23 protein-coding genes are annotated in these 23,536 nt (G+C 51.0%); 11 read left to right on the forward strand and 12 right to left on the reverse strand.

Annotated elements, in window-relative coordinates; all coding sequences use genetic code 11:
- Positions 1-141 precede the first annotated feature (141 nt).
- Positions 142-1,536: a cytochrome ubiquinol oxidase subunit I gene (locus tag DW350_RS01845; protein ID WP_115717217.1), complete on the forward strand. Its 1,395-nt coding sequence runs from the start codon at positions 142-144 to the stop codon at positions 1,534-1,536.
- A complete protein-coding gene (locus DW350_RS01850) occupies positions 1,536-2,489 on the forward strand; it encodes a cytochrome d ubiquinol oxidase subunit II (RefSeq protein ID WP_115717218.1) in 954 nt (317 codons plus the stop codon). Before DW350_RS01845 ends, DW350_RS01850 begins: the two co-directional genes overlap by 1 nt.
- Before the next feature lie 346 nt (positions 2,490-2,835).
- On the opposite strand, the gene DW350_RS01855 is transcribed toward DW350_RS01850, so the two are convergent.
- Entirely contained in the window at positions 2,836-3,294 is a 459-nt protein-coding gene (locus DW350_RS01855; RefSeq protein WP_115717219.1) for a superoxide dismutase family protein, read from the reverse strand.
- Positions 3,295-3,770: 476 nt separating this feature from the next.
- Between DW350_RS01855 and acnA the strand changes: the two genes are divergently transcribed.
- Positions 3,771-6,413 carry an aconitate hydratase AcnA gene (gene acnA, locus DW350_RS01860; protein WP_336406995.1) on the forward strand — a complete coding sequence of 881 codons (2,643 nt, stop codon included), beginning with the start codon at positions 3,771-3,773 and terminating at the stop codon, positions 6,411-6,413.
- 59 nt (positions 6,414-6,472) lie between these two features.
- Here the strand turns inward: acnA and DW350_RS01865 are convergent, their stop codons facing one another.
- Positions 6,473-7,678 carry an MFS transporter gene (locus DW350_RS01865; protein ID WP_115717221.1) on the reverse strand — a complete coding sequence of 402 codons (1,206 nt, stop codon included), beginning with the start codon at positions 7,676-7,678 and terminating at the stop codon, positions 6,473-6,475.
- Between the two features lie 705 nt (positions 7,679-8,383).
- Here DW350_RS01865 and DW350_RS01870 point away from each other — a divergent pair.
- From DW350_RS01870 to DW350_RS01880, 3 genes are all read left to right on the forward strand, one after another.
- On the forward strand, positions 8,384-8,554 hold the full coding sequence (locus tag DW350_RS01870; RefSeq protein ID WP_115717222.1) for a PLDc N-terminal domain-containing protein: 171 nt from the start codon (positions 8,384-8,386) through the stop codon (positions 8,552-8,554).
- 21 nt (positions 8,555-8,575) lie between these two features.
- Positions 8,576-8,917 (forward strand): DUF6559 family protein, encoded by a 342-nt coding sequence (locus tag DW350_RS01875; protein WP_115717223.1) that lies wholly within the window; start codon positions 8,576-8,578, stop codon positions 8,915-8,917.
- A gap of 64 nt (positions 8,918-8,981) precedes the next feature.
- Complete coding sequence (locus DW350_RS01880) at positions 8,982-9,323, forward strand: hypothetical protein (RefSeq protein ID WP_115717224.1); 342 nt, start codon at positions 8,982-8,984, stop codon at positions 9,321-9,323.
- 825 nt (positions 9,324-10,148) lie between these two features.
- Here the strand turns inward: DW350_RS01880 and DW350_RS01885 are convergent.
- The 6 genes from DW350_RS01885 to DW350_RS01910 form a co-directional block, all read right to left on the reverse strand.
- Positions 10,149-10,973: an AbiJ-NTD4 domain-containing protein gene (locus DW350_RS01885; protein WP_115717225.1), complete on the reverse strand. Its 825-nt coding sequence runs from the start codon at positions 10,971-10,973 to the stop codon at positions 10,149-10,151.
- Positions 10,973-11,425: a GNAT family N-acetyltransferase gene (locus DW350_RS01890; protein WP_115717226.1), complete on the reverse strand. Its 453-nt coding sequence runs from the start codon at positions 11,423-11,425 to the stop codon at positions 10,973-10,975. The genes DW350_RS01885 and DW350_RS01890 overlap by 1 nt, the downstream gene beginning before the upstream one ends.
- Positions 11,422-11,919, reverse strand: coding sequence for an NUDIX domain-containing protein (locus tag DW350_RS01895; RefSeq protein WP_115717227.1), 498 nt, complete (start codon positions 11,917-11,919; stop codon positions 11,422-11,424). The genes DW350_RS01890 and DW350_RS01895 overlap by 4 nt, the downstream gene beginning before the upstream one ends.
- Entirely contained in the window at positions 11,912-12,778 is an 867-nt protein-coding gene (locus tag DW350_RS01900) for a phosphoribulokinase (protein WP_115717228.1), read from the reverse strand. The genes DW350_RS01895 and DW350_RS01900 overlap by 8 nt, the downstream gene beginning before the upstream one ends.
- Complete coding sequence (locus DW350_RS01905; RefSeq protein ID WP_115717229.1) at positions 12,771-12,992, reverse strand: YheU family protein; 222 nt, start codon at positions 12,990-12,992, stop codon at positions 12,771-12,773. Before DW350_RS01905 ends, DW350_RS01900 begins: the two co-directional genes overlap by 8 nt.
- A 90-nt stretch (positions 12,993-13,082) precedes the next feature.
- Positions 13,083-13,694: a LysE/ArgO family amino acid transporter gene (locus DW350_RS01910; RefSeq protein ID WP_115717230.1), complete on the reverse strand. Its 612-nt coding sequence runs from the start codon at positions 13,692-13,694 to the stop codon at positions 13,083-13,085.
- A gap of 93 nt (positions 13,695-13,787) precedes the next feature.
- On the opposite strand from DW350_RS01910, the gene DW350_RS01915 reads away from it, so the two are divergent.
- A complete protein-coding gene (locus DW350_RS01915) occupies positions 13,788-14,666 on the forward strand; it encodes a LysR family transcriptional regulator ArgP (protein WP_115717231.1) in 879 nt (292 codons plus the stop codon).
- A gap of 4 nt (positions 14,667-14,670) precedes the next feature.
- On the opposite strand, the gene DW350_RS01920 is transcribed toward DW350_RS01915, so the two are convergent.
- Positions 14,671-15,651, reverse strand: coding sequence for a hydrolase (locus DW350_RS01920; RefSeq protein WP_115717232.1), 981 nt, complete (start codon positions 15,649-15,651; stop codon positions 14,671-14,673).
- Between the two features lie 111 nt (positions 15,652-15,762).
- Here DW350_RS01920 and DW350_RS01925 point away from each other — a divergent pair, with 111 nt between their 5' ends.
- From DW350_RS01925 to DW350_RS01935, 3 genes are all read left to right on the forward strand, one after another.
- A complete protein-coding gene (locus DW350_RS01925; protein ID WP_115717233.1) occupies positions 15,763-16,866 on the forward strand; it encodes a PQQ-dependent sugar dehydrogenase in 1,104 nt (367 codons plus the stop codon).
- 118 nt (positions 16,867-16,984) lie between these two features.
- Positions 16,985-18,043 carry a bifunctional glycosyltransferase family 2/GtrA family protein gene (locus DW350_RS01930; protein ID WP_226911369.1) on the forward strand — a complete coding sequence of 353 codons (1,059 nt, stop codon included), beginning with the start codon at positions 16,985-16,987 and terminating at the stop codon, positions 18,041-18,043.
- Between the two features lie 40 nt (positions 18,044-18,083).
- Complete coding sequence (locus tag DW350_RS01935) at positions 18,084-20,003, forward strand: TonB-dependent receptor domain-containing protein (protein ID WP_115717234.1); 1,920 nt, start codon at positions 18,084-18,086, stop codon at positions 20,001-20,003.
- Here the strand turns inward: DW350_RS01935 and DW350_RS01940 are convergent.
- From DW350_RS01940 to DW350_RS01950, 3 genes are all read right to left on the reverse strand, one after another.
- A complete protein-coding gene (locus DW350_RS01940; protein WP_115717235.1) occupies positions 19,980-20,192 on the reverse strand; it encodes a hypothetical protein in 213 nt (70 codons plus the stop codon). The genes DW350_RS01935 and DW350_RS01940 overlap by 24 nt on opposite strands.
- 33 nt (positions 20,193-20,225) lie before the next feature.
- Positions 20,226-20,891: a glutathione S-transferase gene (locus tag DW350_RS01945; protein WP_115717236.1), complete on the reverse strand. Its 666-nt coding sequence runs from the start codon at positions 20,889-20,891 to the stop codon at positions 20,226-20,228.
- Between the two features lie 208 nt (positions 20,892-21,099).
- Positions 21,100-21,969 carry a LysR family transcriptional regulator gene (locus DW350_RS01950; RefSeq protein WP_115717237.1) on the reverse strand — a complete coding sequence of 290 codons (870 nt, stop codon included), beginning with the start codon at positions 21,967-21,969 and terminating at the stop codon, positions 21,100-21,102.
- 257 nt (positions 21,970-22,226) lie between these two features.
- Here DW350_RS01950 and DW350_RS01955 point away from each other — a divergent pair, with 257 nt between their 5' ends.
- Positions 22,227-23,531, forward strand: coding sequence for a carbohydrate porin (locus tag DW350_RS01955; protein ID WP_115717238.1), 1,305 nt, complete (start codon positions 22,227-22,229; stop codon positions 23,529-23,531).
- Positions 23,532-23,536: the final 5 nt, after the last annotated feature.

A 23,536-nucleotide genomic window follows, 5' to 3' on the forward strand; every position in this document is an offset into this window, starting at 1 on the left:
ACCTTTGCGACAAGTTGGCACGTTGTCTTCTGCAAGGTGTAGACCATGAGTCAATTTCTCCCTGACCTTTTACTGGTATTAAGCAGCATTGTGCTGGCTTCTCTTCCTTGGCTCTTCAGTCGTTGGGTGCGGAGGTAAGTCGTGGATGTAGCGCTGTTGTCACGTCTCCAGTTTGCCTGGACCGTGAGCCTTCATATCCTGTTTCCGACCATGACTATCGGCTTGGCGGTGTTGATCGCAACCTGGGAAGGGTTGTGGCTCAAGACGCGCGATCCCCGTTATTTGCAGTTAGCTAAATTCTGGATAAAACCCTTTGCCATTACCTTTGGCTCAGGCGTGGTGACCGGCATTGTGCTCTCTTATGAGTTCGGCACCAACTTTAGTGAATTCTCGCACATTGTTGGCCCTGTGCTTGGGCCTTTGATGACCTACGAAGTGATGACCGCCTTCTTCTTGGAAGCGGGCTTCTTGGGTGTGATGTTATTTGGCTGGCAGCGTGTTGGTGAAAAACTGCACTTCTTCGCCACCGTGGTGGTAGCCATTGGTACCGTGCTGTCGGCGTTTTGGATTTTGGCAGCAAACTCTTGGATGCAAACCCCGGCGGGTTACGCCTTTGAGGGCGGTCAGTACGTACCGGTTGACTGGTTTAAAGTGATTTTTAACCCCAGTTTCCCCATTCGTCTGGTGCATATGCTGCTGGCGACCTTCCTGACCGCCAACTTCTTGGTAGCCGGTATCAGCGCCTGGTTTTTACTTAAAGGCTACGACCGTGAGTTTGCCAAACGCGGCCTGTCATTGTCGTTGTGGTTCATTCTTATTCTGGCGCCGCTGCAAGCCTTTGTTGGCGACGAGCACGGCCTGGAAGTAAAAGAACATCAGCCGGTTAAACTGGCGGCGATGGAAGGTATTTGGGACAAGGTTGAGCACAGCCCGGCGCTGCGTTTATTCGCCATCCCTGATGAAAAAACCGAAACCAACCATCTGGAAGTCAAAATTCCGTATCTGGCGTCGATCATTCTGACCCACAGCTTGCACGGTGAAGTGCAAGGCCTGAAGTCGGTGCCGGCACAAGACCGCCCACCGCTGCTGCCCGTGTTCTTTGCCTTTAGGGTGATGGTTGGCCTTGGGGTGTTGATGGTACTGGTTGCCTTCTTTGCCAACTGGCAGCGCCGCGGTGCCCGCTTGTACGAAAACAAATGGTTACTGAAGTTGCTGGTGTTGATGACCCCGGCTGGCCTTATCGCCACTGTAGCTGGCTGGTGGGTTGTGGAAATTGGTCGTCAGCCTTGGTTGGTATATGGCTTGGTGCGGACTGAACAAGTGGTGTCGAAGCTGCCTGCCGAGCGTGTGGCTATTTCCTTTGCCCTGTTCGTGGTGACCTACTTGGCATTGCTGACCGCCTTCTTGCACTTCTACCGCAAGCTGGTTCGTAAAGGCCCGCCTGATATGGCCAAGCTGGAGAGTCAGGTGATCGGTATGAAAGCGCCGGGTTATGCCCTGAACTGGGTACGTGAACTCAAGAAGGAAGGCTTCTGATGGAACTGTTTTATTTCCTGCTGCTCGGCTTTGCCATCCTGATGTACGTGGTGTTAGACGGCTTTGACTTGGGCTTGGGTATTTTGTACCCGGCCCTGCCCGAACAACACGACCGCGACATGATGATGCGTTCCGTTTCTCACGTCTGGGACGGTAACGAAACCTGGTTGGTTTTTGGTGGGGTGATTTTGATGGGCGCCTTTCCTGCCGCCTACGCCACCTTGTTGCCAACGCTGTATTTGCCTATTTGCCTGATGCTGATATCGCTAATTTTCCGTGGTATCGCCTTTGAATATCGCTTTAAGGCCACCAGCTCTCGCCAGTGGTGGGACCTGGCCTTTGGTTTGGGGTCATCCGTTGCGGCTTTTTGCCAAGGCCTCATGCTGGGTAGCTTAGTGCAATCTGGCGGTGAGCAATTATTAACGCCCTTTAGCATTTTAACGGCTTTTGCGGTGATGGCAGGTTATGCCTTGTTGGGTGCCACTTACTTAGTGGTTAAAACCTCGGGTGCCCTGCAAGACAAAGCTAAGCGCTTGGTTAAACCGCTATTGGCGCTGGTGATCATTGCCATGGTTGCGGTGAGCCTTTGGAACTTCTTGGCGGTGCCTTCTGTGCATACCCGCTGGATGAGTAACATCGGCTGGTTGTGGCCTATCCCGTTTATCACTGCGGTGATTGCTTTTGCGCTCTTTAAGAGTCTTAAACACTCTGAAGTGGCACCGTTTTACTGCGCCGTTGCGCTCTTTGTAATGGGCTTTATCGGTCTGGTAGTGGGTTTATTCCCCTACCTGGTACCGGGCCGGTTAAGCCTGTTCGACGCCGCTGCACCTCGTCAAAGCCTGACGTTCCTGCTGCCTGGCGTGCTGATTTTCGTTCCCATCATTCTGGCTTACACCCTGTGGGGTTACCGGATCTTCCGTGGCAAGGTTCACGACTTTGAGGAGGGTTACTGATGGCTAAAAAATGGATGTGGTTTGTGGGTCTTTATCTAGGCGGCCTTGGCAGCCTGTCGATAGTGGCTTTCTCACTGCGTTGGCTTTTGCTCAGCTGATGCCTGGTCAGCTTTAAAAATCCAGGCTACGCACGATGCTCTTAAGACAAGTCAGGGATTAAACATCACCATCACTCTTTGCGTGTGAATTCGTCTAATTGGTGATGCCCGGGGCAAGGGTGACCTTGCTCCCTCGTGACATTCGTCTAACGGTGGTCATAACTCCGATTCTCCTTGGGGTTTATGACTGCCGTTTTTTTTTGCCTAAAAAACCCGCCAGTTGGCGGGTTTTGTTGTTACGGGCGGGATTATTTCAAGATTCCGCAACCGATGCGGGCACCGTCTGGGCCGTGAATAACCAGGGCATGGCCTTTATTGTCTTTGTAACCAAGGTCAGATAGCACGGTGAAGCTGCCTTTGGCGTCACCTTTGGTGTCGGACGACCATTCGCCGCTTTTCCAATAGTCACCCGCGGTGGTGGGGGAGAAATAGTGGCCGCCTACTTTACTGGCGTCATCACAGGTTTTGCCGACATGGATATGCAGGCCGCCATTAGCAACAGGCGGTAAACCCATCAAATGGTATTTCAACAGGGTTTGGCCATGCTTAAAGCTCACATCGACTTTGCCGGTAACGGTTGCTTTGGTGCCTGGGTAGGCACCAATTTTTGCTTTTAACTCGGCGGCATTGGCCTGTGCGGAAACGGTGGCTACAACCAGGGCGGTGGCCAAAAGCGGTAAAGATTTCTTAGCAATTGATGAAAACATGTCAGTGTCCTTGCGTCTTTGACGACAAAAAATCGATAAATTTCGCTGACTTACTACGATACTAAGCAGGCCTGATGCCTGTTTGGGGTAAGTGTTTTTAGCCTAACTAGTTGAGAACTATTGTCAAATACCGGTTTATATCGGTTAGGCCTTCGCCTTTACTTAACGCCCTTTACCTTAACGTCAGCTTATTTTTTTAAAAGTGAATGCCAGCGTTCGTGTTGTTAGGTGCTTTTTGCGTCGCCCCTTGTTGTGACTGCGTTTTTCTATTTTTTATAAATATATCAAAAGGGTAAATGGCCTTTTCTAGCTTATTTGCAAGCGGTGCTTGTCAGCGGTAAATTCCACCAAATTCGGAATAGTCGATTAACGAGAGGTGCATCTGACGGTTTTCTTGAAATTCTCATGGTGCTAGCATGAATGAACAGGATAAAAAAGCGTCAAGGAGCAATGTCGTGAGTAATATCAATGCCTCGTTGGATAGCTTCAAGGCCCGCAAAAAGCTGGCAGTGGATGGCGAGTCCTACGATTATTTCAGTCTGGCGGCAGTCAAGGACCTCGGTGAGGTAACCCGGCTGCCGTTTTCTTTAAGGGTATTGTTGGAAAACCTCCTGCGTTTCGAAGATGGCGATACCGTCACCACCGAAGACATTCACGCTATCGTCGACTGGCTTAAAACCAAGCGTTCTGACCGCGAGATCCAGTACCGCCCTGCCCGGGTGCTGATGCAGGATTTTACCGGTGTACCGGCGGTGGTGGATTTAGCCGCAATGCGCGACGCCATGGCCAATGCCGGTGGCGACCCGGAACGTATAAATCCGCTTTCTGCCGTGGACTTGGTGATTGACCACTCGGTAATGGTGGATAAATTCGCCAGCCCCGAAGCCTTTGCCGAAAACGTTGCCATTGAAATGGAGCGTAACCAAGAGCGTTATCAATTCCTGCGCTGGGGCCAGCAAGCTTTTGATAATTTTAGAGTTGTGCCGCCTGGAACCGGTATTTGCCACCAGGTAAACCTGGAATATCTGGGGAAAGCGGTTTGGAGCCAGGACGGGGTTGCTTACCCTGATACCTTGGTGGGCACTGACTCGCACACCACCATGATTAACGGCTTGGGTGTATTGGGTTGGGGCGTTGGCGGCATTGAAGCCGAAGCGGCGATGCTGGGCCAACCCATTTCCATGCTCATTCCGGAAGTCATTGGCTTTCGCCTCAAGGGCAAACTCAAAGAAGGCACCACCGCCACCGACTTGGTGCTGACCGTTACCCAGATGCTGCGCAAAAAAGGGGTGGTGGGTAAGTTTGTTGAATTCTTTGGGCCAGGCCTTGATGACTTGCCACTTGCTGACCGTGCCACCATTGCCAATATGGCGCCAGAATACGGCGCTACCTGCGGCTTCTTCCCCATTGACGGCGAAACGCTGCGCTATATGGAACTGTCTGGCCGCGACCCGCACACCATGAAGCTGGTTGAAGCCTATGCCAAAGAAAATGGCTTCTGGCGCGACTCTTCTGCCCCCGAGCCTATCTTCACCGATACCTTGGAACTGGACTTGGCTGATGTGGTGCCAAGCCTTGCTGGTCCGAAACGTCCGCAAGACCGTGTGGCCTTGCCCGAGCTTGGTAAAGCCATTGATGGCGTGCTGGAATTAAGTGGTGCCGAGAAGGCGCTACAAGTGCCGGTGGCGGGTGAAGACTATGCGCTGAGCCAAGGTGATGTGGTAATTGCCGCCATTACCAGCTGTACCAACACCTCTAACCCCAGCGTGATGATGGCCGCCGGTTTGGTGGCGAAAAAGGCAGTAGAAAAAGGCCTTAAACGCAAGCCTTGGGTTAAGTCGTCCTTGGCCCCTGGTTCTAAAGTGGTTACCGACTACCTGGCCAAAGCCGACTTGCAGCAATACCTCAACGCCCTGGGCTTTAACCTGGTGGGTTATGGCTGTACCACTTGTATTGGTAACTCTGGCCCGCTGCCCGATGCCATTGGTGAAGCGGTTGAAAAGGGTGACCTTACCGTTAGCTCGGTGCTCTCTGGCAACCGAAACTTTGAAGGCCGGGTGCACCCGCTGGTTAAAGCCAACTGGTTAGCGTCACCGCCGCTGGTGGTGGCTTTTGCCCTGGCGGGTACCACCCGCATTGATTTGCAGCAGCAACCCTTGGGTGAAGACAAAGACGGTAAGCCGGTTTACCTCAAAGACATTTGGCCGACTGCGGCTGAGATCCAAGAGGTGGTAAAACTGGTGGATGAAGGCATGTTCCTCAAAGAATACGGCGAAGTCTTTGAAGGTGACGAAGATTGGCAGTCCATTAAGGTGAGCCCGGGCAAAACCTACCAATGGTCAAACGATTCTACCTACGTGCAGAACCCGCCGTACTTCGAGCACATTACCGAACCGGTTAAACCCCTTGAGGATATTCATGGGGCGCGGGTGCTGGCCTTGTTTGGCGATTCCATTACCACCGACCACATCTCGCCGGCCGGTAACATCAAAGCCGACAGCCCGGCAGGCCGTTACCTGCAAGAGCATGGTGTTGCGCCAAAAGACTTCAACTCGTACGGCTCACGCCGGGGTAACCATGAAGTGATGATGCGCGGCACCTTTGCCAACATTCGTATTAAAAACGAAATGCTCGATGGTGTGGAAGGCGGCTATACCCGCCACGTGCCTTCTGGTGAGCAAATGGCCATTTACGATGCCGCCATGCGCTACCAGCAAGAAGGCACGCCGCTGGTGGTGATTGCCGGTAAGGAATACGGCACCGGCTCTAGCCGCGACTGGGCCGCGAAAGGCACTACCCTGCAAGGCATTCAAGCCGTGGTTGCCCAAAGCTTTGAGCGTATTCACCGCTCCAACCTGGTGGGCATGGGCGTGCTGCCGGTACAGTTCCCTGAAGGGGTCTCTAAAGAAAGCTTAAAGCTGACGGGTGATGAGAAAATCAGCCTGTTGGGGCTGCCTTCTTTGAAACCACGTGCCACTTTAAAACTGCTGATTGAGCGCCCCAGTGGCGAAACAGTTGAGCAGGAAGTGATTGCACGGGTGGACACCAACACCGAGCTTGAGTACCTCAAAAGCGGCGGTATCTTGCACCATGTACTGCGCGGCATGATTGCTTCTTAAGCATGAGTGCTAACGAAAAAGCCCCGCGACTGCGGGGCTTTTTTATCGGTAATAACACCTTATTTATCAGCGGTCATATGCATGCCGCGGGTTTCTTTACCGAAATTCACCAATATGGCGATAAGTACGGCAACAGTACCTGCCACCAGCGCCATGGCCAAGCCATAGTTGCCACCATGGTGGGCAGCAATATCCGATTGCAGTGGTCCGTTTACCGACGCCAGCAGGTTACCGGTTTGGTAAACAAAGCTTGGCAATATGGCCCGAACGCCGGCAGGAACCAGCTCGTTAAGGTAAGACGGGATCACGCCCCAAGCCCCTTGCACCATGAACTGCATCAAGAAGGCGCCAACACCAATCATCATCGAACCGCTTGAGAATGCCCAAAGCGGCAGTACCGGCAGCGCCAGAATGGCGGCTAACATAATGGCTTTTTTGCGGCCAATTTTCTCGGACAGTGAGCCGAAGATTATCCCGCCGAGAATAGCGGCAATGTTATAGCAGATGGCGATAATGCTAACGGTGTGGGCATCAAATTGATGCTGCACTTTCAGGAAAGTGGGGTACATGTCCTGGGTGCCGTGGCTAAAAAAGTTAAAGCAGGTCATCAGCAGCACCATAAACACGCACACTTTCCAGTGCTGTTTGATGATGGGCCACAGTGCCACTTTTTCATTGCGGGTTTGGGCGGCAAGCCAAGCAGGGGATTCAGGTACTTTGAAGTAGATGTAAGGCAGCAACAGAATAGGCAGCGCGCCAATCACAAACATGCCACGCCAGCCAACGAAGCTGTAAGCGACACCGAAGATGATGGAGGCAAGCAAGTAACCCGCAGGGTAACCGGCCTGGAATATCCCTGACATAAAGCCGCGCGAACGTTCCGGCACCGATTCCATCGCCAGCGCTGAGGCTACGCCCCAGATACCGCCCATGGCAACACCATAGATGACCCGCAGCACCATAAAGGCTTCCAGAGATGGCGACCAGGCAGTGAGCAGTTCAAAAATAGAAAACAACACAATGTTGGCCATCAGTACCGGGCGGCGGCCATATTTCTCTGCCAAGCGGCCGAAGATCAGTGCGCCAATCGGCCTGACTGCCAGGGTCAACATGATCGACAAAGATACGTCGGTAACAGATGCATGGAAGTTATTAGCCAGATCGCTTAAGACGAATACCAAGATAAAAAAATCGAAGGCATCGAGGGTCCAACTAGAAAAAGTTGCCAACGCTACATGGCGTTGTGTAGAGGTCCACTTAGACATAAGGCTTTTATTCCTATATCTCTGCTGTATGCATTGAATAAAAAACAACCAGAAAGGTTGTTTTATTAAGGGTGAGGCGAAGATTTAACAGCGCCCATCTTTATTTAGTTTTTATAACGATTTTCTTGAATATATATCATCTATAACAAGGCCTGCAATCCATATTAAAAATGACAATTGCATCAATTTTGTTATTTTATTTTTAAATTTACGTTTTAATTTTTATTTTTTATATTTAATAGACTAAATAAAAAACCAAATAAATATTTATCAGTATGTTATTTTTTATTGTGTTATCCGGGAGGGATGGCAGAGGTGTGGGTGAGTCGTCGACGAGAACGCGTGCGTTTTCTGCACAAAAATCAGCTTTATTAACGCTGTCTAATATCAGCTACTAGTATGAGGTTTTTATTTGTACTACAAATGATGGGTGTTGTCTTTTAACGCTGTTAAAACCAGATCCTAGCCAAGGCACTGCTTTTAAATTAACGAAAACAGTTTTTTATGTGCATAAATTAATTCAATTGTTTTGCTTTTGTTTTTATTAAATCAGTTTTCTGTGACTTTTTAGGGCCGTATTTCGTTAGGGCACGATGATAGCGCGGTGCTTTAAGACTTATCGCTTTATAAACAACAGGTTCCTTGCACTAGCCAATGCCTGAGTCTGATCTAGACTAAAGAGGCAGGCCAACCTAAGGAGCGCTAATGAAAGGGATCATCGGGCTTATTATTCTTATCGCCGATATTTTTGCGATAGTGCAGGTGCTTAAAAGCGGTGCCCAACCCATTGAGAAGTTGCTTTGGGTGTTACTGATCTTGGTGTTGCCTGTGGTTGGGCTCATCATTTGGTTCTTTGCTGGCCCCGGCCGCAAATAGGGCTTTAACAAGGATGTCATTATGCTAAGGGATGTATTTCAGTCCATGCGGGCCCGCCGTTTGCTGCGGGCTACACCACAGCTGCTGGTTAAGCAGTTCTCCTCTCTTCCCAGTTACACACCGGCGCAAGTAGATTGGGCGCTAAAAAAGTCGTTGGGCAAATTACCCAATCATCGCTACCTCGCTTATGCCTTGTTCTGCGATAAGGAAGACTTCCTGCAAGTGACCGGTGAGTCACTACATACTTGGGAGAGCTGTCGGCGGCAACTTGGCCGCGCGCTCTTTGCCGGGCGCAGCGACTTTACGATGCGCGAAGTGATTCAATTGGCGGAACATGAAGCAGAGTATGAATCCAGCCACTAACTTGCTGATCACTGTGAGATAAAAGCGCCCATTGGGGCGTTTTTTGCTGTTCAAGGCTTTACCCGTGGCGCTGTTCGACTTTGGCAACATGCCAGGTGCATTGAATTGCTTGGGGGGGCATTGGATGTTGAGAAAACGCCTGTGGTTCGGTTTGGTGCTGGCGGTGCAGTTTTATTCCTTCCGCGACATCGAGCTGGGCTCGGTGCCACTGGCCATGTTCGGCGCGCTGCTGTTTATGGTGCTGAAAATGCCCAGCCCGGATATCCCTCTAAATGCCGGGACTCGCCCCGGCGGGCGACTTACTTTCTGGTTACGGCGGCCATCCTCGCCCGCCGCCCTCTGGGCCATCGTCGCTGTGCTCCGATGTTCAAAATCACTCCCGATGATTTTGTGTCCAAGAAAGTAAGCGAGGCCGCCGAGGCAAAGAAGGACCCCCGGCGTTACGCGGTGTCCTTACTTCTGGTCGCTTGCCGCTGACCGCTCCCGCCAATAAGGTGGTTACTCGCGTCGTCCATGACACTCGCCCTTCGGGTTATTGTCGTAGGGCTCCAATATTCAAAAACGTTCCTGACGTTTTTGTCACTAAAAGGGACCCCAAGAGCAGCATCTCCAAATCCCACTTAGCTGCTGGCTAACATGCTTCGTTCTTAGATCGGGACAGGGAAGCCGTCTGCTAATAGGCAAATGTACTTTCAGGGGAGATTATTTATTGGTTGCGGGTTTTTGGCATTGATTCAACGAAGCAGCAATCGTCCAGATACTTCATATCCAGATGGTGAGACCCCGGAGCCCGTTAAGTGGAGCGCTTCGCTGGCGGAAGTGGAGGGGCAGCCGAGACAAGGAAGTCGAGGCAGGTTCATACGTGCTGGGAGCGCGTATGAACCGGTGAACCGGGAACGACTAGAAGCGAAGACGTCGCGGAACATGGGCGGTGCTTTTGGGTACTTTGTGCGACAAAATCGTCAGGAACGATTTTGAACATCGGCGCACCGCGACGATGGCCCGAAGGGCGAAGGCCAAGGATGGCTTGAGTAAAACAAAGTACCCCGCCCGCCGGTGCGGGAACCGGCATATAAAAAGCTGTGCTGAAGGCACGCCAGCAAGCTCTTTCTAAATAACTGTTCCTAATTGTGAACCACCCTATGCTGCTTCAGCCTACGAAAACAGGGCCTTTAAAGAGTGCCAAGGTGATCTACTATTCTGCACAGCTATTTAGCGAAATATTATAAATTCATGAGATTTTTGCGTATTTTGCTTTCAGGAAGTTGATAAAAGATGAACATGTGACGAGGAAGTACTTCGCATCGTTCATATCAAGGGAAGGCTCAGAAAGCATTGCGTGTCGTATGCCACCTGCATCAGAAGTATAACCATAAAGTGCAGCAAACCCTGACTTCAGAGAACTGTGTAATCCGTACTCCTTCTCCAACGTGTTTAGAACCTGACCTAAAGTTGCTTTTTTTTGACCTGTCAACTCTTTGGCAATACTTTCAACAGCCGAAATGGATTCTTTTATTGAGTTCCGGTAGTCTGGAGCTTCTTTATTTGCCAAGTGCTGTATTGCCTGACGTATATGCTTCTGTGCACCTTCGAATGGACCAGTTTCTATTGATTTTTGAATCTCTTCTATTTCAAAATTATCACTTACAGGTACAATTAAATTATCAATTATTCGATAACCTGATAATTCTCTTTCTAAGACAATGTTTAATGAAGCCGATAATCGAGGTTCTTTTTCATTTTTTATGATAAACTCTACAAAGTCATACACTTCATTCCATTTACATGTGAAAAAGTATTTATCGATCATCCTTATAATTTCATCAGGATTTTCAGGAATTGAGTCAACTCTTTTTTTAAAATGATGGTTCCATAATTTACGGCTAAAAAAATGCAATCCTGATGGTTCACCATAAAAACTTGTTTTAAAACTGCTCCTTCTGAATAGCATTGTATCCAAAGTGTTCCAAATTGATATTCTAAGAGCTTCATTCATGCTTTCAGTTTGGATAATGTCACTGATATTTATTAAGCCCATCCTTTGGCTAAAATTCATTAGTTTATCTCCTTAACCATATCAATATGCGGTATCCCATCCTCTAGATACTCCTCACCAGCAGCCACAAAACCATAGCGGCCATAAAAACCTTGCAGGTGTGCTTGTGCGCCGAGCTTGATGGGGTAGTCAGGAAAATACTTGCCGATATAAGTGAGCGCGGTTTCCATCAGGCCGTGGCCTAGCTTGCGGTTGCGGGCCGAGGCTTCGGTAACCACTCGGCCTATGATCACTCGGCCATTATTTAAGGCCGGGTCGAGAATGCGCAGGTAAGCCAGCAGTTTGCCGTCTTCCCAAGCCATAAGATGGTAGGTATCACCCACTAAGTCCTGGCCGTCTACTTCTGGATAAGGGCAGTTTTGCTCAACCACAAAAACATTGGTGCGCAGCGCCAAAATGGCATAAAGCTCGGCAACGCTGAGCTGCTGTTGGTGTTTGATAAGCCAGTTCATAGGTAGGGCAAGAATCCTTGAAAACGACGAAAGCCATCAAGGCTGTCGGGGGTAAAAGCCGGGCCTTGGCTGCTAAGCACCTGGTTTAGCGGCAGCCATTCAAAGCTGGTAACCTCGTTATCTTGTGGCTGTACCGGGCCGTTGTGGCGGCAGCCGTATGCAACGCCAAAGCTATAATTGCCTTCGCTTTTATGCAAAAACTTACCCAGCAACTTTAGTGGGCCTTCAAGACCGAGTTCTTCTGCCAGTTCACGCTTGGCGCAGTCGAGATAAGATTCTTGCCAGTCAACAACACCACCGGCTGCCAAGTCGCGAAGACCTGGGCAGTAACGCTTAGCCAGGGAGCGAGTTTGTACGCACAGCTCGTTCTGATCGTTAAGCACATAGATAAAGGTGGTGCGGTGAATCTTTTCGCCAAAGGCGAAGTCTTTTCGTAACACCCGCGCCAGCGGTTGGTCGCGGTCGTCTACCTCGACTATCCATTCTTCATGCATAACGCTGTTCCAGCAGTTTGCGCACAATGGGGCGCAAAATCAGTTCCATGGCCAAGCCCATTTTACCGCCCGGTACCACTAGCGTATTCATGCGGGAAATAAAGGAGCCGTGGATCATTTGCAGCAGATAAGGAAAGTCCACCTGCGGCATATTACGAAACCGTACCACTACCAAGGTTTCATCGGCTGTAGGAATGGCTTTGGCCGAAAAGGGGTTGGAGGTATCTACCATCGGTACCCGCTGAAAGTTAATGTGGGTGCGGGAGAATTGTGGGGTGATGAAGTTAAAGTAGTCGTCCATGGAACGAACGATAGATTCGCGCACCTTATCACGGCTGTGGCCACGCTCTTCGGTGTCGCGAATGATTTTTTGGATCCACTCCAAGTTGACAATGGGCACCATGCCCACCAGTAAATCCACATGCTGGGCGACATCAACGTGGTCGGTTTTAACACCACCATGCAGCCCTTCATAAAACATTAAATCGGTATTATCCGGCAGCGGGTGCCAAGGGGTAAAAGTGCCCGGTAATTGGTTATGAGGTACGGCTTCATCAAAGGTATGCAGATACTTGCGGGTTTCACCCGAGCCTTGCTTGCCGTATTGCCCAAACAGCTTTTCTAGCTTTTCTAAATCGTTCGATTCTTCGCCAAAATGGCTGATGTGGCGGCCTTCATCGCGGGCTTTTCGGACCGCAGCTTGCATTTCTTGGCGGGTGTAACGGTGAAAGGCGTCACCATTAACAAAGGCAGCGTTAACGCCTTCGGCGGCAAAGATATGTTGAAAAGCCAGACTTGTGGTGGTGGTGCCTGCACCACTGGAACCGGTAACAGCAATAACGGGATGACGCTTAGACATGGGGAACCTGGTCCTTGGAGACAATGTTCAGGGTTTCATGATGCTCAGACCAGAGCAACACCGCTTCGCCACTGGCTAGCTGAGCCTTTACCTGAGCCACCTTTTCGGCCAAGGGCACTTCCTGGTCACCATAATCCGTACCCTCGCGCAGCACAAAATGCTCGATGATGCTCTCAAGAGTATCGGCTTCCAAAGCCTGCCAGGGCACTATCATGGTGGTTCCTCAGTTCAGCCAGGCCCTCCAGTTTAGCAAGAAAGTGCCCTGTGCCAACCTGGCAGTAACACTAAGGTTGGCCGCCGCCGGTTAAGTGGCGGGGGATAGCAGCAATAGTACCGCCAGAAAGGTCATTAACAGTGCGGTGAAACCGTCGATTATCTGCCAGGCGCGGGGCTTTGATAATACCGGCGCCAGGCGGCTTGCCAGCAAGCTTAAGCCAAAGAACCACAGCACCGATGTAGTCATGGCGCCCAGTGCGAAGGCCCATTTCCCTTGCTGCTCTTGGCCCGCCAGAGTACCCATAATAAAAGCCGTTTCCAAAAACACCTGTGGGTTAGCCAAGGTTACGGCTAATGCTGCCACTAGGGCTTGTTTTCGAGATAGCCGTTTTTGCGGCAGTGCATTAAGGCCATGCAATTGGCCAACGCGCCGGGCGGCTTGCCAAGCAAGATAAAAAAGATACAGGCTGCCAAGGTATTGAAGCGCCCTTATCAGGGTTGGCATGCTGGCCAAGAAGGTCGCCAGCCCTACTACCCCAAGGCCAATAAACAGCAGGTCAAAAAAGGTACAGACCGAGGCTACTAGCCAATGGTGTTCTCTTTTTAAGCCCTGAGTTAAAACAAAAGCGTTTTGGGCGCCAATGGCCAAAATAAGGCCTGAGGCAGTGAACAATCCCTTGGCGAAGATAAGAATAAACATGCGCTTTTGCCTAAAAAATATTCTGGATGTCAGGCTAGTGCGCTTTCGTTATTATAAAAAGAAATATTATCCAATAATCTATTAATTAAAATTATGCAGCTAGATCCCAAACACCTCGCCGCGCTGGCCGCGGTGGTTGAACAAGGCTCCTTTGAACAGGCCGCCCGTTGGCTCAACCTGACACAAGGGTCCATTTCTCTTCGTATTCGCGCCTTGGAAGAACGCCTTGGCGGGCCGGTTGTGGTGCGCAGTCAGCCTATTCGCCTTACCGAACTCGGGCAGGTGTTATACCGCCATTACCAAGAGTTGCAGTTGTTGTCGGCCGAGTTGGCAGCAAGGTTGCCGCAGCTAAACGACGAGCGGCCGCGTATTCGTATTGCCCTGAATGCTGACAGCCTAGCCACCTGGTTTTTAGATGCGATGGCCGAAGTAAAAGAGCAGCTGTTGGTGGATCTTCTGGTCATGGACCAAGACATTACCCACGAGAAATTAAAAGATGGCGAGGTACTGGCAGCGGTCAGCGCCTTTGGCCAGCCGGTACAAGGCTGTAATGCCAACTTCTTGGGTGCCATGCCTTATACCGCCATTGCCAGCCCAGAATATGCTGCCGAATATTTCCCCGAAGGCCCTACCACCGAGGCTTTTAAAGCGGCCACTGCCATGGTTTATGGCCATCACGACAACTTGCTGCTGCAATTTTTGAATCCCTGGCAGTTAAAAGACGGCGACTTTGCGGTGCATACCATGCCAGCCGCGCAAAGTTTTGTAGATGCGGCGATTAAAGGCCTGGCGTGGACGCTGGTGCCCGTGTGGCAAGCACAAGAAGCTATCGATAGTGGCCGGGTGGTGGAGCTAACGCCCAAAGATCGCATCAAGGTGCGGCTTTACTGGCATTACCGTCGCCTGGACGCCAGCCCGTTACAGTCGCTTACCGAAGCGGTGATGAAAGCCACGGCGGCGCTGCGTAATTAACGGCTTAATCGCGGAACTGGCCAAGGAAGGCCGGTATGCGGCTTTCTAGCCAGTAGCGTGGCCGCCAAAGACTCCCTGCAATAAAGCCCACGTGCCCGCCGTGGCGACTTAACTCCAAAGTGACACTGGAACTCAGTTCATGGTCTGCCGGTATTGCCTCGGGGCTGATGAAGGGGTCGTCTAGCGCGTGGATGATCAATGTTGGCTGCGTAATGCTTGCCAGCAGCGGTTTAGACGATGCCTTCTGGTAATAATCCCGCCCACTTTTAAAGCCATGCAGTGGCGCTGTAAAGGCATGGTCAAAGGTCGCAAAGTCTTTAAACAGCGCCTTGTTGGCAACATTTGGCATAGCTTGGGCAAGCGCCGGGTTTTGCGCCTTACGTTCAAGGCTTTGGCGCAGGCTATTTAATAAATGCCGCTGATAAACCTTGGATAGGCCACGGCTAATGTGGCGGCTAGACGCCAATAAGTCCATCGGCGGCGAAACCGCTACTGCCGCTTTTAACGGGCTGCTTTGTGCGTCTTCACCTAGCCATTTGAGCAGCACATTGCCACCTAGGGAATAGCCAACCGCCATCAGCGGTGTATTGGGGTAACGGCGTTTAAGCTCGGCCGCTAGCCAGCGTGGGTCGCCACTTTCACCACTGTGGTATGCCCGTGGCAGTTTATTGGGAACACCGCCACAGCCACGAAAATGCATTACCGCCACTTGCATATCGGCCTTTATCAGCTCTGCCATCAACCCTTGCACATAGGGTGAATTCACCGAGCCTTCCAAACCATGCAACACCATAACCAAAGGCCGACAGGCATCGTCGCTTAAAGGTTTTGGCGTAAGCAAAGCCAGTTCATCTCCATCCGGGGTTGCCAGCCATTCGCACTGGCAGGTAATCCAAGGTTTGGAACGCTTTAATGTCGGGAAAATGGTCTGGGCATGGCAGTTACCCAAACCAATAGCGGGGCTGAAATCACTTTCGCTGATCATGACGACGTCTAAGCACTGAGTATCGATTGACACCATACTTGGCTATTTGCAGCAGGCCAACTGCTGTGACGCGATTGCGCTCTATGCCACCTGTTGCCAAGGAGATGGATAATGAAAAGTTGGATGTGCGCCTTACTGCTAATACTGCCGCTGCTAGCCAGCGCCGCCACCACCGACAAAGCCGAAGTGGTGCTACAAACGCTGGCATCAAACCTTGACCATCCCTGGGGGCTGGCTTTTATGCCCGATGGTCAGATATTAGTAACCGAGCGCAGCGGCCAGTTATTGTTAATGAGCGCCGATGGCAAAAAGCGCCAAGCGCTGACTGGCTTGCCGAAAATTGCAGTAGGTGGCCAGGGTGGTTTGTTGGATGTGGCCTACCACCAAGGCTGGATTTACTTTTCCTATGCAGAACCTGGCGATAAAGCCGGTAGCAATTCAACGGCGGTTGCCAGAGCGAGATTGGTCGCTAACCACCTTGTTGACCTGAAGGTGATTTTCCGCCAACAGCCAAAATACCGCTCTAACGCGCACTTTGGCTCTCGCTTGGTTTTTGCGCCTGATAACAGCCTCTTTATTACCCCTGGTGAACGTTACAGCGCCCGCCAACAGGCACAAACGCTGGATAACGACCTGGGTAAGGTAGTGCGTATTTTGCCAGACGGCAGCATTCCCAATGACAACCCCTTTGTTGGCAAAAAGGGCGCTCGCCCGGAGATCTGGTCCTATGGTCATCGCAATGTACAAGGTGCGGCCATTAACCCGATGACAGAACAGCTTTGGACCAGCGAACATGGTCCTCAAGGCGGCGACGAAGTGAACATTGACCAGCCAGGGCGTAATTATGGCTGGCCGGTTGTGACTTATGGCGAGGAATACGGTGGCGGCAAAATCGGCGAAGGCAGCTCAAAGCCCGGCATGGAAGAACCGGTGAAGGTGTGGGTGCCCTCTATAGCGCCATCAGGTATGGCTTTTTATAGCGGTGATAAATTTCCCGCCTGGAAGGGCAACCTCTTTGTTGGCTCGTTGAAATTCATGCAACTGGTACGGCTGGAACTGGACGGCGATAAGGTGGTTGCTGAAAAACGGATGCTGATGGTGCAAATTGGCCAACGTATTCGCGATGTGAAACAGGGCCCAGATGGTTATCTTTACCTGTTAACCGATGCCAGTGATGGCCGCTTAATTCGCCTGGTGCCAGCGGCCAGCAACTGACAGAAAACTGAACAAAGTTTTTACTAAATAACAACTTTCAGTTTTTGTACAGGGGGTTATTGCCAAGGTTGTTACTGCGGCAGCCGATTCCGCACTAGCCGGACACAAGGAGGACCCCGTGAATCAAATTGGTACGGGAAAGCCCGTCATTATTATTCCTGCCTATCAGCCCGATGAAACGCTTTACAAGCTGGTGATGCAATTACGCGGCCAGGGGCCGCAGTTTCCTGTGTTGGTGGTGGATGATGGTTCCACCACCCATCTCAAGCCCTTGTTTGACGCCCTTAGCGAAATATCCGGCGTGACAGTGCTGCACCATAGCCGAAATCAAGGCAAAGGTGCCGCTCTTAAAACCGCTATGGCGTGGGTTGCCGATTACGCCGGTAGTGATTGCCCAGGGGCGGTTACTGCTGATGCTGATGGCCAGCATTTACCCAAAGACATTCTGGCACTTGCCCGCCGTTTGCAAGCCTACCCCAATAAACTGTGGATGGGCGTTCGCCACTTTGACGGTGAAAAGGTGCCGCTGCGTTCGCGCTTAGGCAATAAACTCACCGAAAAAGTGTTTGCCATGGCCACCGGCCAACATTTGGTGGATACCCAAACCGGCTTGCGTGCCATTCCGCGGCGTTATTTTTCAGCCTTGCTGGCCTGTAAGCCCAATGGTTACGAATTCGAGCTAGACATGTTGTTGGCGGCAAAAGATAACGGCATCAGCATCGGGCAAATGCCCATTACCACGGTTTATGAGTCTGGCAACCCCAGCAGCCACTTTCGGCCACTCACCGATTCCCTGCGCATTTACAGCCGTTTCCTGCGTTTTACCGGGGTTGGGTTGGCATCTGCAGGCCTCGATTATCTGCTGTTCGCACTGTTGTACATGGTCAGTGGCGAGATCTTAAGTGCCATGGTGGTGGCCAGGGTCTGTAGTGCCATCTTTAACTTCAGCTGTAATCGGCTTTGGGTGTTTGGTAGCAAGGGTAATCTTTGGAAAGAAGCCAGCCGCTACAGTGCCTTGGCGTTGTGCCTAGTGGCCTTGGGGTATGGGTTAACCAAAGCCTTCTATGGCTTGGATTTGTCGCCCTTTATTGGTAAGCCGCTAGCTGAGGTGATCATTGCCGCTGTTAGCTTTATTGCACAACGTTATGTCGTTTTTTTACGAGAAAAAGAGGCTTAATTTCTTTATAGTTGCGCCAATTTATAATATTGGATGACAAATGACGCCAATTGAATGGATTGTGATGGCCAGCCTCAGTGGCCAAGGAACGGCTTTAGCAGCAGTGGATGATACTCAGGCTGCAGACAATACCGATGTCATTGAAGTAACAGGCCACCGTTTGGGGCAAACCTTGCCTTCTGCGTCGGTCACCACACCGAAAGCGGGCCCTTTGCTGGATAACGGTGACTGGCTTAAAGGCTTGCCTGGCTTGCAGGTCGACCCACGAGTGAATATGGCCCAAGACACCCGTTTAGTGGTGCGGGGTTTTGGCGCAACCTCTGCTTTTGGGGTACGTAGCCTTCGTATCGAGCAAGATGGCATTCCCCTTTCCAGTGCCGATGGTCAGGGCCAGTTATCGCAGGTGCAGGTTAACAGCATCGATAATGCCTTATTAATCAAAGGCCCTTTGGCGGCGCTTTATGGCAATGCCGCCGGTGGCGTGTTGCAACTGACCACCAAAACCCCTGACGCTAGCGGTGGCCAGGTGAGTGCCATGACCGGCGAATATGGCCGCCAGCGGCTTTCAGCAACCGCCAATTACCGCCAGCAAGACCGCTGGCTGAGTCTAAGTGGTCAGCGCCTGAAAATGGATGGCTTTCGCCCCCATAGTGATGCCAGTCGTAACCAATGGCGCTTGGCCGGTGGCGTGGGGGGCTTTACCGCCTTTACCCAGCGCAGCACAGAACCGCGCTTGGATGACCCGCAGTCAGAGACGCTGTCGCAATGGCAAACCGACCCCAACGCCGGCAGCAGTGCGGCAGAAACCTTTGATGCCCATAAAAGTGTGCGTGACCAAATGACCGGTGCCAGCTATCAGCACGGTGACTGGCATTTGTCTGGCTGGAGCGGCGATCGCAAGGTGCTGCAATACCTGACCTACGTTGGCGATACTGGCTCTGGCGGTATTGTTGATCTTGATAGGGAAAACCAAGGCGCGCGGGTGGAGTGGACCCCAAATTGGCAAGGGGTTAACTGGACTTTAGGCAGTGAATACCGTGGCCAACGTGATAACCGCAAAGGGTTTGATAACGACTACGGCTCAAAGGGCACCCTACGCCGTAATGAAGTTGGCCATATTCGCGCGACCGACGCCTACGCCATTGCCGATGTGATGGGAATAACCGCCGGGGTACGTTATAGCCACAGCCGATTTAGCGTGGATGACCACTACGGCGTTGATGACAGCGGCGGTGGCTATTTTAACGAGTTGGCATGGGCGCTGGGTTATCGCCGTGCCATTGCGCCAGGCTGGACGGCGTTTGCCAGTTTGGGAGAAGGGTTTGAAACGCCAACCTTAACCGAAATGGCATATTCAGTTGGCGGTGGCGGCTTTAATAAAGATCTCAAGGCCAGTCATCATCGTCAGGCCGAGTTAGGTGTATCGACCAATCTAGGCCCATGGCAGGCGACGGTAACCGGCTTTTTAGTCGATAGCAGCGATGAATTGGTGGTTGCCGAAAGTGCCAACGGCCGTACTGTGTATGAAAACGGCGATGACAGCCAGCGCCAAGGTTTGGAAGGGCAGCTGGTTCGCCGCTTTGCCGACTGGCAATACCGTGTCAGCGGCACATGGCTTAACGCCGAGTTTGATAGCGGCGAGCGTATTCCGGGTGTGGCAAAACTGGATATGACCCAACAACTGTCTTGGTTCTTCTGGGAAAACCAATCGTTAGATCTCAGCTGGCATCATCGTAGCCGCACTGCCGCTACCAGCGACAACAGTGTCTATGTGCCGGGCGGTAATCAGTGGGATCTGGGCTGGCAAGGCGGTTTTGGCGCAGTCAATCTGTGGGCAAAAGTGGAAAACCTGGCCGATGAGAAGTTAGCAGGGGCTGTTGTTGTCAACCAAAGTGCTGGCCGATATGTCGAGCCCCTGCCGGGCAGAGAATGGAGCTTAGGGCTGAGTTGGCGTTTTTAAGCGGCGCACCCAATTCATCAACTGGTAGCGTTTTTTCAGTGGCTGGTTAGCGTCACGAAGCTGGTGTAACACCGACTGCAAGAACAAGGTGTCTTGTAGTCGGTTATCAGAACTCATTTCATTTACGGCGCGCTGCTCAGTGGTAAAAGACAGTTCAGATGTTGAAGCGCTTAAAGAAGTCACTGCCATGGTTCAGCTCCTGCTGGTTCTCTGTTTTCATCCTTAATTGGCCTCTAAAACAACTGGGCCACCTTTTTTCTCTGCGTTTTGATATTGCTCGAGTTTTCGACAACGTTCGATGAACGCGGCAATATTTGGATAGTGCTTGAGATCCAATCTGTTGCTTGCCGCTTCCAGCGGAAAACTCATTTGAATATCTGCTGCACTAAACTCCCCCGCAAACCATTGGCGGTCAGCCAAGTGATTTTCAATATAGTCCATGTGCGTTTTTAACTGCGGTGCCAGAAACGCTTTTTGCACCTTCGCCATTAACTTATTGGCAATAGGCTTAATAAATATTGGCATCGGGCTTTTGGGTATGCGGCTAAATACCAGCTTCATAACCAACAGCGGCATTAAGGAGCCTTCTGCGTAATGGAGCCAATAACGGTATTCCAATAACGCCTGACCTTCAGTGGGGCGAAGTTGCCCATCGCTGTAACGGTCAACAAGGTACTCAATAATGGCCCCTGACTCGGCAATAACGTTGTCGCCGTCCTGTAGCACTGGTGACTTGCCCAAAGGGTGTATTTCCTTGAGCGTCGCGGGTGCCAGCAAGGTTTTAGGATCCCGTTTATAGGTCTGTACCTGATAGGGCACACCCAATATTTCCAACAGCCAAAGGATCCGATGAGAGCGAGAGAGTTCGAGATGATGAAGGATAAGCATAAAGGCTCCTTAAGATTATCCGGTCATCTACGCATCTGCCTGCCTAACGGATCTCGCATAATTTTCGATCATTCCGTTATGCCACAGGCCAACAGGCAAAATTGTATTAAAAGGTATGAGGTGTTTATTTACGCGGAAGAAAAGGACGGGATAGATGTATATCTATGTAAGTAAAATACCTTCTTTTATAACGACCAAACAATACTTTTTATGAAGCATCCATCAAAAAATGCACAAATGCTTGGTTAGCCCGAGATAAATAACTGTCTCGGCGCCAGGCAATGGACAATTGCAGCCAAACCGGATCGCTAAACGAGAGTGACACCAAATCGGGGTCACTTTCCACGGCAAGTTTTAATAGGGTTGTAATGCCAAAGCCTTGCTTAACGATGGATTTGATTAAAGGGACGAGGTTGGTTTGGAAAACAATGTTGGGGGTGCAACCGGCTTCTTTGGCCAGTCGGTCGACAATCTTGCGATGAAAATACCCCTCTTGGAACATCACCAGCTCTTGTTGAAAAAAGGCTTCGGGGTCCACGGCAGTCAATTTAGCGAAAGGATGATCCTTGGCAACCGTAACGCGCATTTCTTCGGTGGTGAAAATGCGCGCTTCCAATTCGGGTGGCAAAAATTCTGACACTATCACCGCCAGGTCCAATTCCCCCGCCTCCAGCATTTGCCGCAGCTGCCAGGTACCGGCCTCAATCACCGACAAGTTAAGGTTGGGGTGGCGATGGCGAAAGGCCATCAAGATCGGGGGGAAATAATAAGAACCCAACATAGAAGGGATGCCTACCCGCACTTCGCCGGTGGCAAGACCTTGCAGTTCTTCCATTTCGCGTTCGGCATCATTAAGGGCTTTTAAAATCTTTTCGGCGTGGGGAAAAAGTCTTTTGCCCTCATCGGTCAGGGTGACTTTTCGGTCCTGGCGATGGAAAAGACTGAGGTGTAATTCGGCCTCTAATTTCTTCACGGCCATGCTGACAGCTGGCTGTGCAACGCCCAGATGCTGGGCTGCCAAGGTAAAGCTCTGTAACTTAGCCACCTCATAGAAGTAGCGTAATGCCTTGGTATCCATCTGTTTTATTACGGTTGCCTTGATAATTTGTTACGAGACAGCTTGCGACAAATGGTCCAAAATACGCCGCCAACTGTGCCCATATGACCGCTCAGTGTAAATACTAGCGTGCTTTACGTTTCAGCTATGGTAAAACGCGCTCGTCAGTAGATTACTGACTGTGCCCGCAAGGTTACAGCCAGTATTTATGATTACGCTTTTATTTTTGCCCTAAACTTCAGGGAAAGTTTTTTTCCCCTTGGATAAGAAGCAAACCAATGAACTGTAAAAAAACTCTTGCCGCAGCCTCAGCACTGTGGCTAATCAGCAGCAGCTTAGTAGCAGCACATGCCGATGACTTCAATGCAGATGAACATATGTTTGGTGACCTTGGGGGCTACCGCAGCAAACTGCATAACGAAGGTATCGATGTAGACCTCAACTATACGGGTGAGTTCGGTCACAACCTCAGCGGTGGTGACAAAAAAGCTTATGGTTACGCCGACCAAACCGTATTGGGTTTCAAATTCGACTTGGACAAACTGCTGGGCCTGACCGGCGGTAGCTTCCACTTTACCTTGGCTAACCGCGGCGGTAACGCCGAAACCCTGAATGACAGAGCCGGTATTGGCGAGCTGATGCAGTCAATGGAATTGCATGGCCGTGGCCGTGTTACCCGCATCGCCGAGTTCTTCTACGATCAGAAGTTGCTGGACGGCGCTCTGGATATCAAACTGGGCCGTTTGAACTTCGGTTCTTACTTTGGCGACTTCCAGTGTAATTTTGCCTACTTGGGCTTTTGTGGTTCCCAGCCGGGTAACTACAACTCCACGCTTTACAACTACCCCATTAGCCAATGGGCCGGTGTCGTACAGTACAACCTGAACGATGACTGGTACATCAAAGGCGGTGTTTACCAAATGAACCCAAGCTGGCTGGAAAACGGCCAGGGTATGAATTTTGGTAACCCCAAAGGCACCGAAGGTATCACCACTCCGGTTGAGTTGGGTTGGACGCCGAAATTGAATGGCCTGCCGGGTACTTGGAAGCTGGGCTACTGGCATGACAACGTTGGCGGTGACGACCTTTATTACAACCAAGACGGCCAACCTTTGACCGTTGATGGCGGTGTTGCTGAAAAACACAGCAGTAAAGGTGGTGGTTACTTCAGCGTTGACCAGCAAGTAACGTCTGTTGCTGGTGACCCAAGCCGTGGCTTTAGCATCTTCTCTTTCATCACCATTAACGACCGTGATGTCACTACTGTTGACCATGCGATGAACCTGGGTGTGTCTTACAAAGGTCCGTTCGCTTCTCGGCCAACCGATCTTTGGAGCATGGCGGTAGAGTACCTGCATGTTTCTGATCGCCTGTCTGATGGCGAGCGTGCGCTGGCTGCTGCTCAAGGTGGTATCTACGTACCGGTACAAGACTCAGAAACTGTGTTTGCTACCTCTTACCACTTCCAAATCACCAAATGGTTTATGGCACGTCCTGAAATTCAGTACATCCACAATCCTGGTGGTTACAGCGAAAACCCCAATGCGTGGGTTCTTGCGCTGAAAACGAACATCAACTTCTAAAGCAA

The organism is Gallaecimonas mangrovi, assembly GCF_003367375.1.
Lineage (GTDB): Bacteria > Pseudomonadota > Gammaproteobacteria > Enterobacterales > Gallaecimonadaceae > Gallaecimonas > Gallaecimonas mangrovi.

Coding starts and splice junctions, on each gene's coding strand:
- DW350_RS01905 (WP_115717229.1), bottom strand. CDS start 12,992: ATGATAGTGCCCTGGCAGGCTTTGGAAGCCGATACTCTTGAGAGCATC.
- DW350_RS01875 (WP_115717223.1), top strand. CDS start 8,576: ATGCTAAGGGATGTATTTCAGTCCATGCGGGCCCGCCGTTTGCTGCGG.
- DW350_RS01865 (WP_115717221.1), bottom strand. CDS start 7,678: ATGTCTAAGTGGACCTCTACACAACGCCATGTAGCGTTGGCAACTTTT.
- DW350_RS01900 (WP_115717228.1), bottom strand. CDS start 12,778: ATGTCTAAGCGTCATCCCGTTATTGCTGTTACCGGTTCCAGTGGTGCA.
- DW350_RS01910 (WP_115717230.1), bottom strand. CDS start 13,694: ATGTTTATTCTTATCTTCGCCAAGGGATTGTTCACTGCCTCAGGCCTT.
- DW350_RS01920 (WP_115717232.1), bottom strand. CDS start 15,651: ATGATCAGCGAAAGTGATTTCAGCCCCGCTATTGGTTTGGGTAACTGC.
- DW350_RS01955 (WP_115717238.1), top strand. CDS start 22,227: ATGAACTGTAAAAAAACTCTTGCCGCAGCCTCAGCACTGTGGCTAATC.
- DW350_RS01935 (WP_115717234.1), top strand. CDS start 18,084: ATGACGCCAATTGAATGGATTGTGATGGCCAGCCTCAGTGGCCAAGGA.
- DW350_RS01915 (WP_115717231.1), top strand. CDS start 13,788: ATGCAGCTAGATCCCAAACACCTCGCCGCGCTGGCCGCGGTGGTTGAA.
- DW350_RS01940 (WP_115717235.1), bottom strand. CDS start 20,192: ATGGCAGTGACTTCTTTAAGCGCTTCAACATCTGAACTGTCTTTTACC.
- DW350_RS01945 (WP_115717236.1), bottom strand. CDS start 20,891: ATGCTTATCCTTCATCATCTCGAACTCTCTCGCTCTCATCGGATCCTT.
- DW350_RS01925 (WP_115717233.1), top strand. CDS start 15,763: ATGAAAAGTTGGATGTGCGCCTTACTGCTAATACTGCCGCTGCTAGCC.
- DW350_RS01950 (WP_115717237.1), bottom strand. CDS start 21,969: ATGGATACCAAGGCATTACGCTACTTCTATGAGGTGGCTAAGTTACAG.
- DW350_RS01895 (WP_115717227.1), bottom strand. CDS start 11,919: ATGCATGAAGAATGGATAGTCGAGGTAGACGACCGCGACCAACCGCTG.
- DW350_RS01850 (WP_115717218.1), top strand. CDS start 1,536: ATGGAACTGTTTTATTTCCTGCTGCTCGGCTTTGCCATCCTGATGTAC.
- DW350_RS01870 (WP_115717222.1), top strand. CDS start 8,384: ATGAAAGGGATCATCGGGCTTATTATTCTTATCGCCGATATTTTTGCG.
- DW350_RS01885 (WP_115717225.1), bottom strand. CDS start 10,973: ATGAATTTTAGCCAAAGGATGGGCTTAATAAATATCAGTGACATTATC.
- DW350_RS01890 (WP_115717226.1), bottom strand. CDS start 11,425: ATGAACTGGCTTATCAAACACCAACAGCAGCTCAGCGTTGCCGAGCTT.
- DW350_RS01855 (WP_115717219.1), bottom strand. CDS start 3,294: ATGTTTTCATCAATTGCTAAGAAATCTTTACCGCTTTTGGCCACCGCC.